General features: G+C 27.9%; 17 protein-coding genes. All 17 read left to right on the top strand.

Features of this window, described 5'->3' with window-relative positions; all coding sequences use genetic code 11:
* Nucleotide 1: 1 nt before the first annotated feature.
* Nucleotides 2-1,150, top strand: a complete 1,149-nt coding sequence (locus tag H8891_RS12475; protein WP_187006683.1) for an aminotransferase class V-fold PLP-dependent enzyme — start codon at nt 2-4, stop codon at nt 1,148-1,150.
* A gap of 238 nt (nt 1,151-1,388) precedes the next feature.
* The gene (locus H8891_RS12470) at nt 1,389-2,654 is read left to right on the top strand and encodes a helix-turn-helix domain-containing protein (RefSeq protein ID WP_408637168.1); all 1,266 of its coding nucleotides are present in this window, start codon (nt 1,389-1,391) and stop codon (nt 2,652-2,654) included.
* Nucleotides 2,655-2,731: 77 nt separating this feature from the next.
* Nucleotides 2,732-3,757, top strand: a complete 1,026-nt coding sequence (locus tag H8891_RS12465; protein ID WP_187006682.1) for a hypothetical protein — start codon at nt 2,732-2,734, stop codon at nt 3,755-3,757.
* 104 nt (nt 3,758-3,861) lie between these two features.
* On the top strand, nt 3,862-4,452 hold the full coding sequence (gene yedF, locus H8891_RS12460; RefSeq protein WP_187006681.1) for a sulfurtransferase-like selenium metabolism protein YedF: 591 nt from the start codon (nt 3,862-3,864) through the stop codon (nt 4,450-4,452).
* A gap of 85 nt (nt 4,453-4,537) precedes the next feature.
* The gene (locus H8891_RS12455; protein WP_147547637.1) at nt 4,538-4,801 is read left to right on the top strand and encodes a DUF3343 domain-containing protein; all 264 of its coding nucleotides are present in this window, start codon (nt 4,538-4,540) and stop codon (nt 4,799-4,801) included.
* An 11-nt stretch (nt 4,802-4,812) separates the two neighbouring features.
* Nucleotides 4,813-4,998: a DUF951 domain-containing protein gene (locus H8891_RS12450; protein WP_147547635.1), complete on the top strand. Its 186-nt coding sequence runs from the start codon at nt 4,813-4,815 to the stop codon at nt 4,996-4,998.
* Between the two features lie 62 nt (nt 4,999-5,060).
* Nucleotides 5,061-6,263, top strand: coding sequence for an aminotransferase-like domain-containing protein (locus tag H8891_RS12445; protein WP_147547633.1), 1,203 nt, complete (start codon nt 5,061-5,063; stop codon nt 6,261-6,263).
* 294 nt (nt 6,264-6,557) lie between these two features.
* On the top strand, nt 6,558-6,836 hold the full coding sequence (rpsF, locus tag H8891_RS12440; RefSeq protein WP_147547631.1) for a 30S ribosomal protein S6: 279 nt from the start codon (nt 6,558-6,560) through the stop codon (nt 6,834-6,836).
* Between the two features lie 41 nt (nt 6,837-6,877).
* A complete protein-coding gene (locus H8891_RS12435) occupies nt 6,878-7,327 on the top strand; it encodes a single-stranded DNA-binding protein (RefSeq protein WP_147547629.1) in 450 nt (149 codons plus the stop codon).
* Between the two features lie 17 nt (nt 7,328-7,344).
* Complete coding sequence (rpsR, locus tag H8891_RS12430) at nt 7,345-7,572, top strand: 30S ribosomal protein S18 (protein ID WP_021127409.1); 228 nt, start codon at nt 7,345-7,347, stop codon at nt 7,570-7,572.
* A gap of 91 nt (nt 7,573-7,663) precedes the next feature.
* Complete coding sequence (locus tag H8891_RS12425; protein WP_147547627.1) at nt 7,664-7,984, top strand: MazG-like family protein; 321 nt, start codon at nt 7,664-7,666, stop codon at nt 7,982-7,984.
* A 7-nt stretch (nt 7,985-7,991) separates the two neighbouring features.
* Nucleotides 7,992-8,951, top strand: a complete 960-nt coding sequence (locus H8891_RS12420) for a YybS family protein (RefSeq protein WP_187006680.1) — start codon at nt 7,992-7,994, stop codon at nt 8,949-8,951.
* A 10-nt stretch (nt 8,952-8,961) separates the two neighbouring features.
* Nucleotides 8,962-10,962 carry a DHH family phosphoesterase gene (locus tag H8891_RS12415; protein WP_147547623.1) on the top strand — a complete coding sequence of 667 codons (2,001 nt, stop codon included), beginning with the start codon at nt 8,962-8,964 and terminating at the stop codon, nt 10,960-10,962.
* Nucleotides 10,962-11,411, top strand: coding sequence for a 50S ribosomal protein L9 (gene rplI / locus H8891_RS12410; RefSeq protein WP_147547621.1), 450 nt, complete (start codon nt 10,962-10,964; stop codon nt 11,409-11,411). The genes H8891_RS12415 and rplI overlap by 1 nt, the downstream gene beginning before the upstream one ends.
* A gap of 22 nt (nt 11,412-11,433) precedes the next feature.
* Nucleotides 11,434-12,762 (top strand): replicative DNA helicase, encoded by a 1,329-nt coding sequence (gene dnaB, locus H8891_RS12405; protein ID WP_147547619.1) that lies wholly within the window; start codon nt 11,434-11,436, stop codon nt 12,760-12,762.
* A 195-nt stretch (nt 12,763-12,957) separates the two neighbouring features.
* On the top strand, nt 12,958-13,248 hold the full coding sequence (locus H8891_RS12400) for a hypothetical protein (protein ID WP_147547617.1): 291 nt from the start codon (nt 12,958-12,960) through the stop codon (nt 13,246-13,248).
* Between the two features lie 82 nt (nt 13,249-13,330).
* Nucleotides 13,331-14,614 (top strand): adenylosuccinate synthase, encoded by a 1,284-nt coding sequence (locus H8891_RS12395; protein ID WP_147547615.1) that lies wholly within the window; start codon nt 13,331-13,333, stop codon nt 14,612-14,614.
* Nucleotides 14,615-14,680 lie beyond the last annotated feature (66 nt).

Genomic DNA, 14,680 nt, shown 5'->3' with positions numbered 1-14,680 from the left:
TATGATTTACTTAGATAATGCAGCAACAACATTTCCAAAACCAAGACAAGTATATGAAGCAGTTTTAGATTGTATGGAAAACTATGGAGCAAATCCAGGAAGAGCAGGACATAAGTTAGCTATGAGAGCAGGAAGAGAAATATATGAATGCAGAGAAAATATAGCTAAGCTTTTAAATGTATCAAATCCTATGAGTATAGTATTTACTCATAATGCAACAGACTCTTTAAATCTTGCTATAAAAGGAGTTGTTAAATCAGGGGATCATATTATAACAACGAGTATTGAACATAACTCAGTAATAAGACCTATAAAGGCATTAGAGAAAAATGGTGTAGAAAATACAATAGTTAAGTGTGATAGATATGGTCATTTAGACCCTAATGATATAAAAAAAGCAATAAAGCCTAATACAAAGCTAATTGTTACTACTCATGCATCAAATGTATGTGGGACAATAGTAGATATAGAATCTGTTGGAAACATAGCTAAGGAAAATAATATATTATATTTAGTTGATGCATCACAGACATTAGGTGTATATGATATTGATATACAAAAAATTAATGTTGACATGATAGCAGCACCAGGACATAAATGTTTATTAGGGCCACAAGGAACAGGTATGTTATACATTAGAGATGGATTAGAAGTAAATATACTTAAAGAAGGTGGAACAGGAAGTAATTCGGAAGATTTATTCCAACCTAATATGATGCCAGATAGATATGAATCTGGAACTCATAATACACCAGGTATAGCAGGTTTAAATGCAGGAGTTAAGTTTATTCTAGAAACAGGTATAGACAAAATTAGAAAACATGAAGAAGAATTATGTGAATATATGTTAACTAAGTTAACTGAAGTTCCTAATATAAAAATATATGGACCTTTAGATAGTAAAAAAAGAGCAGCAGTAATTTCCATAAATATAGGAGATATAGATTCAGGAGAAATAACATTTATATTAGATGATATGTATGAGATTGCTACAAGATCGGGAATACATTGTTCTCCGCTTGCTCATAAGACACTAGGTACACTTAGACAAGGAACTGTAAGATTTAGCCTTGGATACTTTAATACAAAAGATGACATAGATAAAGCTGTAGAAGCTTTAAAAGAGATAGAAAAAGAAATTAATATGTAGAAAATAAAAGAGATTTGCTTATAGTTAATAACTATAAGTGAATCTCTTTTTTTATCAAAAACTCATAAAAATTTGCAAAAAAACTATGATAACTTGTAAAAATATAAAAATATATTGCAGATTAAGTAAATAAATTAGTGTATTTATAATAAATATAAGTTATAATTTCATTATAAGAAAATGTTTTCTGAGGGGGGACAGGTATGGAAATTCTAAGCTTGGGAGAAAAAATCAAGAAATCAAGAAATTAAGAAAAGAAAAAAATTTAACATTAAAAGAATTAGCTGGAGAAAGAATAACTGCAGCACAAATAAGTCATATAGAAAGAGATAAGTCTCATACTAGCTATGAATTATTAGAATATTTAGCAAATCGTCTTGAAGTGAGTGTAGATTATTTATTAGAAACTAAAGAAATGCAAGCTAAGAAACTAACAGATAACTTAATAATCCAAAGCGAAATTTATATAAAATGCAAAGAGTTGGAAAAAGCTAAAAGTGAAATAAATAAAGTAATGTCAATATGTACAGAATACCAACTTATAGAAAATTACGGTAAATGCAATTTATTGTTAGCTACTATAAATTTAAAACAAAAGGATTATAATGCAGCTATAATTAATTTTGAAAAATCATTATATTTCTTTATACAAAATAATGATAAAGAAAATATAGCTAAATGCTATATAAACATAGGAAAAATATACATAGAAGAAAAATTCCATAAAGGAGCTCTAAGTAACTTTAAATTTGCTGAAGATATACTAGAAGAAAATAATATAAATGATATGAGCGTAAAAAAAGATTTATATAGTAATATGTCATTTTGTTACACACAGTTAAATAAAGATGATGAAGCATTAGAATATATAGATAAAATTAAAACTTTAGATATTATAGTTAACTCAAAAGAAGAAGCTGAATTAATGGTATCTAAAGCTAATAAGCTAATGGGGATAGGAAAATATGAAGAAGCAAAACAACAATTTAAGATTGCATTAGATTTATTAGATGAAGAAGATAATAAAACCGAATTAGCAAACGTATACTTAAGAGTTTGTGAAGTATATGAAAATATAGGTAACAATGAAAGCGCATTAGATTATTCAAAAAGAGCATATGATATAAAAAAATATGATGAAGATGAATGTACTATAGATATAATAATAAAAATAATACAATCATACATAAAGTTAGAAAATTATGATGAAGCCAGAAAATATTCTAAATTGGCATTGGCAAGTGCAATAAAAAATAAAAATAAATATTTTGAATATCAAGCACTTAAGTTTTATTCTCAAATATATAAAAATGAAAACAATAATAAATTGGCAATAGAGTATTTATTAAAATGTATAAGTATAATAAAAGATTTAAATGAGAGGAAGACTCTTGCAGATTTGTATATAGAATTAGGGCAGCTATACTCAGATATATCTAAAGAAAAAGAACTTGAGTATTATCAAAGAGGTGTTTGTTTATATAAAAATTTAGAAATTATTTAAAATGACTCTTTTTAAAAGGAGTCTTTTATTTTTATATAGAAAATATTAAGTATTAAAAATGATATGGAGGAAAGCCAATGAAAAAAAAATGGATACTAGTAGCAATTTTGTTACTTATAGTTTTAATAAATCCCAACAAAATTGGCAACTTGAGTAATATCCTAAATAAAAAGTCTGTAGAATTAGAAAATATAAAAAAGGTTAATATAGATAAAAATAGCAATTATGTAGAGTATAACAAAAACTTAGTTTATTATGATGGAAATTCATTAAAATGTATAAATGGTAGTGGAAAAGAAATTTTTGATGTAGCATTTAGCCAAAAGAATTTAAAGTTAGATAGTAATAGATTTATAGATATATTGGATCAAGATAAAAACATAGTATATAGCGTAGATAAAGATGGTAAAGTTGTTGCTAAAAAAAGTATGAATAAAAATGGATTGTTATATAAAAGTATAGATAATGATTCATACTTATATGTATACAAAAAAGATAATAAAAACATAGTTAACATATATGATTATGAGTTTAAATTAGTAAAGTCTATTAATGAAAAAGGTATTGTAACAGATATAGGTTACTCGGATAAAAGTATTTATGTCGTATCTATAAATACTGAAGATAAGTTAAAGAGTACAATAAATTGTTATGATTACAATGGAAACTTAAAAAATACAAAAAGTATAGATAACTCTGTGATACTAGATCTTATTATATATAAAAATGATATATATATAATTGAAAAGAATAAGATAAGTAAAGTTAATAATGAACTAAAAACTTTAGAAGAATTTGAAGTTAAAGATATAAAACACTATAGTAATATATATAAAAATAGTATTTATATTATAGAAAATGACAATAAAATCAAATATATTGATAAAGATATAGAGGATATAAAAATATACATTGAAAATTTAAAGGGAATAATAAATACTCAAGATTCATTTATTATATACAGTGACAATAAAATAATGGACAACAAAGGTATCGAATTGAAAAAATTTGATGAAAATATTAAAAAACTGCTTTTTATACCAAATAATACGGTAGTAGTAGAATTAGAATCTTATATACAAATAATAAATTTAAAATCATAGTCTAATATAATAAGTTAGAGTTAATTTATAGAAATAATCTATAACAAAATACATCTAATTATGTTAAAATTAAGGAAGTATCGTATTTAAGGAGATGAGTATTTATGAGAATAGAGTTAGATGCAAGAGGATTAGCCTGTCCTAAACCAGTTATAAATACTAAGAAAGAATTAGATAGTATTGATCAAGGGGTAGTAGTAGTAACTGTAGATAATGAAATGGCTAAAGAAAATGTATTAAAGTTAGCAAAATCAATGAATCACGAAGCCAATATTTTAAAATCAGAAAAAGATTTAATTTGTATAGAGATTATAAAGGGTGAAAATGTTATAATAGAAGAAAAATCACAAGAGTCTTTATCAGATACATGTATATTTATAAATTCAGATAAAATAGGAAATGGAAACGATGAATTAGGACATGTTCTTATGAAAGGATATATATATACTTTAACAGAAAGTAAGCCATATCCAAAGAGTATATTATTTGTTAATAGTGCAATAAAGTTAACAACAGAAAATGAAGCAACAGTAGAAAATCTTAAATTATTACAAGATGCAGGTGTAGAAATATTATCTTGTGGAACATGTTTAGATTACTACGGCTTAAAAGATTCTTTAAAAGTTGGAACAGTAACAAATATGTATACAATTGTAGAAACGATGAACAATTCATCAAAAACTATATCTATATAAATAATAAAGACTACATGACAAGTTTATGTAGTCTTTATTTATGTATAAAATCAATATATAAAGACATGGAAAGGAAGAATAAATAATGAATGAAATGTATATAGTAGCATTTAACTCAACTCATCATGCAATAAGAACAGATAAAGTTTTAAATGAAAAAGCTATAAAGGTTACAACTTTACCTACACCTAGAGAAATAAGTTCTAGTTGTGGAATATCAGTTAGGTTTTTAGAAAAAGATATGGATACAGTAGTAGAAACATTAGAAGAAAACGAAATTTTATATCATGGAATTTTCAAAGTAACTAGAGTAAGTGGAGGACAAAAAGAAATAACTAAGTTAAGATAGGAGTGATATTAATGCCAATGAAATTAAATATAGGAGATGTTGTAGAATTAAAAAAACAACATCCATGTGGTTGTAAAGATTTTAAAATTACTAGAGTAGGTATGGATTTTAAAATAAAGTGTTTAAAGTGTGAAAGAGTAGTACAATTAGATAGAGAAACTTTAGAAAAAAGAATAAAAAAGGTAAAAGACTTGTAAAATTTGCCTCAAATTTGCTATAATTAAACTGGGAAAACATTTACCAAGGGGGAAACTTAATTATGGCTATCAAATTTGCAAAAAGAATGGATGGATTAAAGGGGTCGGAAATTCGTGAACTTTTGAAGTTAACAGAAAAACCAGAAGTAATATCTTTTGCAGGTGGACTTCCAGCTCCTGAATTATTTCCAGTAGAAGAAATGAAGGAAATATCGAGGTTAGTATTAGAGGAATCAGGAAAAGAAGCTCTTCAATACACAACTACAGAAGGGTTTGGACCTTTAAGAGAACAAATAGCTGAAAGAATGAACAGAAAGTTAAAAACTGACATTTCAAAAGATGACTTAATAATAACAAGTGGATCTCAACAAGGACTAGATTTTGCAGGGAAGATATTTTTAAATGAGGGGGATGTAGTTTTAGTAGAGAGTCCATCATATTTAGGAGCATTAAATGCTTTCAAATCATACTGTCCTACATTTATAGAAGTTCCAACTGACAACAATGGAATGATAATCGAAGAATTAGAAAAGATATTAGAATCAACTGAAAATGTAAAGATGATATATGTTATACCTGATTTCCAAAATCCAACAGGGAAGACATGGTCTATGGAAAGACGTAATAAATTCATGGATGTCATAAATAAGTTTGAAATACCAGTAGTAGAAGATAATCCATATGGGGAATTGAGATTTGAAGGTGAAGTATTACCGTCTTTAAAATCAATGGATGAAAAAGGATTAGTTATATTCTTAGGTTCTTTCTCTAAGATATTCTGCCCAGGATATAGAATAGGATGGGTTTGTGCATCACCACAAATACTTTCTAAATTTGTATTTGTTAAGCAAGGAGCAGATTTACAAGCATCTACAATATCTCAAAGAGAAGTAAGTAAATTTATAGAAGTTTATGATTTAGATGCACATGTTGAAAAGATAAAAACAGTTTATAAAAAGCGTAGAGATTTAATGTTATCAACAATAAAAGAATACTTCCCAGAAGGAATAGAATACACACATCCAGAAGGTGGATTATTTACATGGATAGAGTTACCAAGCCATTTGGATGCTAGAAAGATAATGGAAAAATGTTTAGAAAACAATGTTGCTTATGTTCCAGGAGGGTCATTCTTCCCTAATGGAGGTAAGGAAAATACATTTAGATTAAACTATTCTAATATGCCAGATGAGAAGATAGTTGAAGGTGTTAAGAGATTAGCTGAAGCATTAAATGAAGCTCTTTTAGAAAACGCAAATATATAGATAAAAAAAGAGTGACCTAATAGGTCACTCTTTTTTTAGGGGAGATTGGGATGAAATATGTTTAAGTTATGGGGTCTATATTATTATATTTAACAAAAATTTAAAATTTTATACGTTTATAAATTTTTATTTACGCTAAATTACAATATATTAATTATTTTTAAAAAAGAGGTTTAAAATAAAATTAAATTGACAATTTATTTTATAAGTGATAAAATGTGTAAAGTATGAGATTTTAATCTCATTTCTCTGCTCTGCGTAGCAGAGCCGTAAGTCCAAAGGGAGGTGAATCGTGTGAGAAATTATGAATTAGTTTTCGTAGTAAAGCCTAATGCAGATGAAGAAGTAAGAACAGCTGTATTAAACAAAGTTAAGGAAGTTATAGCTACTGAAGGTGAAGTTGAGAAGGTAGATGTTTGGGGTACTAAGAAATTAGCATACCCAATAGCTAAGTTCACTGAAGGTCACTATGTATTAGTTAACTTTAAGGCTGGTGTTGATGTTCCAAAGGAATTAGACAGAAACTTAAAGATAAACGAGAACGTAATAAGACATATGATAGTTGTTGCTTAATAACTACTATATAATTTTTACGTAAATAGGCGGTGTTTTAAATGAATCAAGTTGTATTAGTGGGAAGATTAACAAAGGATCCTGAGTTAAGATATATCCCAGGAACAGGAACAGCCGTTGCAACATTCACTATTGCCATTGATAGAGATTATGCTAAAAAAGATGGTAGTAGAGAAACTGATTTTATACCTGTTGAAGTTATGGGAAAATCTGCTGAATTTTGCGCAAACTATATATCAAAAGGTAGACTAGTTGCTCTGCAAGGTTCTATAAGAGTAGATAATTACCAAACTCAATCTGGCGAAAGAAGAACTTTTACTAAGGTTAGCGCGAGAAATATACAAGCCTTAGATAGTAATAAAAATAGATCGGATAATCCATATCCAAGTCAAAATCAAGGTTTTGAGCCTAGCTTTGAACCAAGTTTTGAGCCTACAGGACTAGATCCTCAAGGGTTCCAAGCTATAGATGATGACGATATACCATTCTAAAAAGGAGGGAAACTGATATGATAAACAAAAAGAGACGTAAGAAAAAAAGAGTTTGTCAATTCTGTGCAGATAAAAATGCTAAGATAGACTACAAAAACACTCAAAGATTACAAAAATACGTAACTGAAAGAGGTAAAATATTACCTAGAAGAATAGCTGGTACTTGTGCTAAGCATCAAAGAGAATTAACAGTTGCTATAAAGAGAGCTAGAAACTTAGCTTTATTACCATATACATTAGACTAAGAAAAGGACGAGCCTTAAGGCTCGTTTTTTTATTGGTTAAAACTACTATGATTTATGATATAATGTTTATATATTAAGGAGGGGGGAAATAGTGAGACTAGATAAAAATTCAGAGATAACAAAGAATATAAAGATAATTGAATGGATGAAAACCGAATTAATTATTAGCTTAGGGGATTTGTTTAACCTTTTATTTAAAGGAACAAGATCAGTAGATCAAATACTACAAGACACTTTAGCTAATATAATTATGGTTACATACTTACTATCAAAAAGACTTGGGATTAGTTTTAAAGAAATAGATTATAAAATTAAGGAAAAGATAAAAGAAGGAATAGAGGAAGACCATAGCGTGGAGAGATGGTATGGAGATTTATCTAATCTTAAAAATTACCTAGATAACAGGGAGTGATATTAGATTGAATGATAAAACTAAATTAACTCAAGCGGCTATACTAACAGCTTTAGCCATAGTTTTTTGTATTGCTACTGCGTATATTCCGTTTTTAGGGTTACTTATGGTTGTTGTTCCTGTTCCATATGCGATAATAGCAACAATGACAGGACATAAATATGCATTAATATCAGCTATAGCCTCTTTTTTCATATTAATACTAACCGTGGATTTTGTATATGCTTTAAATTTAATTGTAATGAGCATATTACCAGGGATAGCAGTTGGATATATGATTAATAAAGATAGCAATATAGAAGATGGGAATAAAAGTTTTACACCTATATTCTTTGGGACGATAGCATTTATTATATCTATAATTGTATTTTTTGCAATATCAAAAGTTTTATTTAATATAGACTTATTAGAGACATTCTCAGAAATGATAAAAACTACTGTAGAAACTCAATTTTCTATTATGGAAAGTGCTAATATTATGCCAAAAGGTGATATAGCACCTAAAGATATAATTAAAGTTATGCAAAATATAATACCAACTATGCTATTTGCATATAGCATAATTGCTTCAATAATAACATATTATGTAGAAGCTTTCATTTTAAGAAGAATAAAAAGATTGAATTACAAGTTACCAAAGTTCTCAGATTTTTATTTACCAGGAAATGCTATAATAACATCTCTATTATTGTATTTGCTAACAATGTTTTTAGGGATGTTAAATATAGGCTTATATACAGATGCAATAATACTAAATGTACAATTAATATTTAGTATACTGTTTTTACTACAAGGGATATCTGTAGCTATATATTTTATAAAAGAATGGAGAAAAAAATCACCAAGCAAAATATTTTTTGCTGTAATGGCTGTATTTTTATTATCAGGATCAATGATTTTAAGTTTTGTAGGAATGATAGACAGTGCAATTGACTTTAGAAAGGTGAGAAACTACAAATCCACTTAGGAGGGTAGAAATGTTTGATAAGTCGACCTTTAAATTTAATATGCCAGAGATAAATGCATATATAGTGGTAATTGGAATCCTTAGCCTTATATTAATGTATTTCAATATATATATAGGAACTGTTGTATTTATAATTTTTATATATATTGTTTTTCATAATTGGAGAATACGAGATATAAGAAGGAAGGAATGGAATAAGTATATTCAAGATTTGGCTGTAGATATTGATGAAGTTACTAAAAAAGCTATACTAAATCTACCTTTACCTTTATGTATATTAGAATTCGATGGTAGTATTACATGGTATAACACTAGATTCCATGAAATGACAGAAAAAGAAGATACCTTAGGTATGAATATAGAAAATCTCGTTAAGAATATAGATTTAAGAAAAGTTTTAAATGAAAATAAAGAATTATATACAAATATAAAGTATAAAGATAGAGATTACACTATAGTCTATAATGTAATAAAAAGCGATCAAGGGGAAAAAGCTAAGTATTTGATGATGCTTTATTGGATTGATAAAACAGAGTATTTAAATTTAGAAAGCAAATATAACGAAGAAAAAAATGTAATAGCAACTATACAAGTAGATGGATATGATGAAGTTTTACAAAGTGCACCAGAAGAAAGAAGGCCATTAATCAACGTAGAGATTGATAAAATATTGGCTTCTTTAGAAGTAAGTTGTAATGGGGCTCTTGAAAAAACTTCAAAAGATAAATACTTCTTAGTATTAAGTAAAAATGAACTTGATAAATTAGAAGCGGATAAATTCTCTATTTTAGATAAAATAAGAGAAATAAATCAAGAAAATAACTTACCTGTAACTATAAGTATGGGTATAGGAATAGAAGGTAAGACAATTAATGAAAACTTCAAACTAGCTCAAGGAGCATTGGATTTGGCTTTAGGTAGAGGTGGAGATCAAGCTGTAATAAAGACCAAAGATAAATCTATTTTCTACGGTGGTAAATCAAAAGCAGTAGAAAAGAAAACTAAAGTTAAATCAAGATTAATAGGGCATGCTCTTAGAGAGATTATATTAGAAAGTAAAGAGATATATATAATGGGGCATAAATATCCAGATATGGATGCTATGGGGGCTGCGGTAGGAATTTATGATATATGTAAATCATGCAATAAAAATGCCAATATAGTATTAAATGCTTCTAATGATTCTATAGATGAGTTTGTCAATAGAATTAAGAACTCTAACTATTATACTAATGTCTTTATATCTAAAGATGATGCTATAAAAAATTGTACTAAGGATACATTGGTAATTGTAGTTGATACACACAGACCAAACTTTACGGAATGCCCTGAATTATTAAAGATGTCTGAAAAGATAGTTGTAATAGATCATCATAGAAGAGGTGTTGAGTTTATAAATGACACTGTTCTTTTATTCCATGAAACTTATGTATCATCAACTTGTGAGATGGTGACAGAATTAGTTCAGTATATGGAAGAGGATGTAAAAATAAACAAATTAACAGCTGAAGGATTAATGGCAGGAATAAGTTTAGATACTAAAAACTTTGCATTTAAGACTGGAGTTAGGACATTTGAAGCAGCATCATATCTAAAAAAAGCAGGAGCAGATACTATAGAAGTTAAAAAATTATTTAATTCAAATCTTGAAGATTTTATAACTAAGGCTGAGATAATACAAAGTACTAAAGTTATAAATAACAAGATTTGCTTGGCTTACTGTAATGCTGATATAAATAATATAAATATAGTTGTGGCACAAGCTGCTGATGAACTTTTAAGTATAAAAGATGTAGAAGCATCGTTTGTTTTGGGTAAAACAAAAAGTGGTACTATTTTTATAAGTGCTAGGTCTTTAGGATCTATCAATGTACATGTTTTAATGGAAAAGCTAGGTGGCGGTGGCCATATTGATATAGCAGGAGCTCAACTTGAAAATGTGTCTTTAGAAGAAGGTTATAAGATGGTATCAGATATCATAAAACAGTATCTAGAGGAGGAAGAAGAGTAATGAAAGTTATATTATTAAAAGATATAAAAGGAACAGGAAAAAAAGGAGATGTAAAAGAAGTTAGTGATGGATACGCTAGAAACTTTTTATTTCCTAAAAAATTAGCTGTTCAAGCAGGAAATACAGAATTAAAAGAATTAAAAGAAAAACAAACATCTCAAAAAATAAAAGAACAAAAAGAGTATGAAGCAGCAGTTGAATTAGGAAAGAAAATGGAAGAGATGAACGTAACTATATACTCTAAAGCAGGAGATGGAGGAAGATTATTTGGTTCAATAACTTCTAAAGATATAGCTGCTCAAATAAAGAAAGAGCATGGAATTGAAGTAGATAAAAGAAAAGTTATGCTAGATGAGCCTATAAGAACTTTAGGATCAAGATTTGTTGAAATAAAAATACATCAAAAAGTTGTTACTAAAATGAGAGTAGATGTAAGAGAAAAACAATAAGAAGACACTAGAGGTGAGATACATGGAGGATATAGGTAGAATTCCTCCACATAGTGTGGAGTCTGAGCAGTCTATATTAGGGTCTATACTATTAGATAAAGAGGCAATAATTACTGTTACAGAAACTATTCAGCCGGAAGATTTTTACAAAGAAGCACACAAGATAATCTATGAGTGCATGGTTAAGTTAAACAATAAAAATGAACCTATAGACTTAATAACTCTTACAGAGGAATTAAGAAAACAAGGTCATTTAGAAGATGTAGGAGGGATAAGTTATATAACTAGCTTATCAACAATAGTACCTACAACTTCAAATGTAAAATATTATTCAGATATAGTAAAAGAAAAATCAGTTTTAAGAAAACTAATAAAAGTATCTAATGATATACTAAATTTAGGATATGATAATTCTACAAAAGTAGAAGATCTTTTAGAAAAAGCAGAAAAACAAATATTTGATATATCTCAAGAAAAGTCCAGTGAAGATTTTCAATCTATAAATTCAGTACTTATGGATACCTATGATATGATAGAAAGATTATATACTAATAAAGAAGAAATCACAGGTATAACAAGTGGATTTGAGGATTTAAATAAAAAGATTAATGGATTACAGAGAACAGACTTGATACTTATAGCAGCTCGTCCTGCCATGGGTAAGACTGCATTTTCGCTAAATTTAGTTCAAAATGCAGCTCTTAAGGGGAATGCATCTGTAGCAGTATTTAGCTTAGAGATGTCAAAAGAACAATTAGTTCAACGTATGTTATCTGCACAATCTCATGTAGAGTTAAAAAAGATAAAAAATGGTAATTTAGATGAAAATGATTGGCCTAGAATAATAGATGCTATGTCAGTTTTATCTAATGCTAATATATATATAGATGATACTCCGGGTATAAAAATCAGTGAACTAAGATCAAAGTGTAGAAAATTAAAGATTGAAAAAGGTTTGGATTTAATACTTATAGATTACCTTCAACTTATGGAGGGTGATAATAACAACGAAAGTAGACAACAAGAAATATCTAAAATCTCAAGATCTTTAAAGATAATAGCTAAGGAACTTAATTGTCCTGTAGTAGCATTATCACAATTATCACGTGCTCCAGAACAAAGATCAGATCATAGACCTATGTTATCTGACTTAAGAGAATCTGGAGCTATAGAGCAAGATGCTGATATAGTAATGTTTTTATATAGAGATGAATATTATCATCCAGATTCAGAAAGAAAAAATATAGGTGAAGTTATTATAGCCAAAAACAGACATGGTGAAACTGGGTCTGTTGAATTAGTATGGTTAGGTGAAATTCAAAAATTTGCAAACAAAGCTAGAGAAATGTAATAAGGATATCCACATGTTGATAATTTTATAAAATATATCACTTGTGGATATTTTTAAATTATAAAAAATTAATTCCTAGAAAAGGTTATCCACATTTTCCACAGTGTAATTGTTGATAAATGTGGATAAAGAAAGCAAGCTAAATAGCTTGCTTTCTTATTAATTAGTATAAATTATTTTAACGGGGGAGAAAAAATGATAAATATAATATATATATATCCAAATACAGACTTTATAAACGATGAAATTAATATATGTAGAATTATTGATGAAAAAATTAAAGAGAGCTTGGTTGTATATGGAATAAGAAACAATAAAAATTTAAAAATATACATTACAAACACAATGACAGGAGATAATAAATTAATAAAAGAAATTGATAATTTAAATGAATTTAAAGAAAATATATTATCTAATGAAGCAAAAATAAAAGGCCTAAAAGATTTAGTCGAAATAGAAAAATACATACTAAATAAAATAGGTTAATAAAAAAGGTTTTGAAAATAAAGCGAATGTTTGGTAAAATAAAAAAGTAAGTGTTCGAATAAAAAAATAGAGGTGAGTTAATATGAAGACTGTTGCTATAGTAGGCTCTCAATGGGGAGACGAAGGTAAAGGTAAAGTTATAGACTATTTAGCTACACAAGCTGATGTAGTAGTAAGAGGACAAGGTGGAAACAACGCAGGACATACATTAGTTGTTGATGGAAAAAAATATGCATTACACCTAATACCATCAGGAGTTTTAAATCCAGAAACTATAAACGTAATAGGTAACGGAATAGTATTTGATCCAAAAGGATTTTTAGAAGAGTTAGCTAAACTTAATGCAGATAATATAAATACTAAAAATATAAAAATAAGTGATAGAGCACATGTTATATTCCCATATCACAAAGAATTAGATGCTTTAGCTGAAGAAGCTAGAGGAGATAATAAAATAGGTACTACTAAAAAAGGTATAGGACCTTGTTATATGGATAAAACAGAGAGATCTGGAATAAGAATATGTGACTTAATGGATAAAGATATATTCGCTAAAAAATTAAAATCTCAAATAGAAGATAAAAATAAATTAGTTAAAAATGTATATGGAGCTGAAGGTTTTGACTTTGATGCTATATACAATGAGTACTTAGGATATGCAGAGCAAATAAGACCTTTTGTAGATGATACTTCAGTTATAGTATATGATGCTATAAAAGCTGGAAAGAAAGTATTATTTGAAGGAGCTCAAGGTACATTACTAGATTTAGATTTAGGTACGTACCCATATGTAACATCATCTCACCCAACATCAGGAGGATTCTCTATAGGAGCAGGTGTTGGACCTAACATGATAAAAGATGTTGTAGGTATAGTTAAATCATATACAACTAGAGTTGGAGAAGGACCATTTGTTACAGAGCTAAACGATGAAACAGGTGATAGAATAAGAACTCAAGGAAGAGAGTTCGGAACAACTACTGGTAGAGCTAGAAGATGTGGATGGTTTGACGCTGTAATAGTTAGATATGCTGCTAGAGTAAACGGATTAACTAGTATATCTTTAATGTTATTAGACGTTTTAACTGGATTTGATACAGTTAAAATATGTACAGCTTACAAAATGGGAGATAAAATATTAAAAGAATTCCCAGCTTCATTAGAAGACTTAGCTAAGTGTGAGCCTATATATGAAGAATTAGAAGGATGGTCAGAAGATTTAACAGGTATGGAAACTTATGAAGAACTTCCTGAAAATGCTAAGAAATATATAGCTAAGATAGAAGAATTAGTTGGAGTTAGTGTTGATATGGTTTCTGTTGGACCAAACAGAGCTCAAACTATAATAAGAAAGAATATATTCTAATTTAAAATAAAAAAATAGTTAATGCTTAGCATTAACTATTTTTTTTATTAGTTTATATATATTAAA

Origin of the sequence: Paeniclostridium hominis (assembly GCF_014306135.1) — a bacterium.
Taxonomy (GTDB): Bacteria; Bacillota; Clostridia; order Peptostreptococcales; family Peptostreptococcaceae; genus Paraclostridium; species Paraclostridium hominis.
The sequence above is the reverse complement of the archived record's forward strand: the minus strand, read 5'-3'. Positions and strand labels throughout refer to the sequence as shown.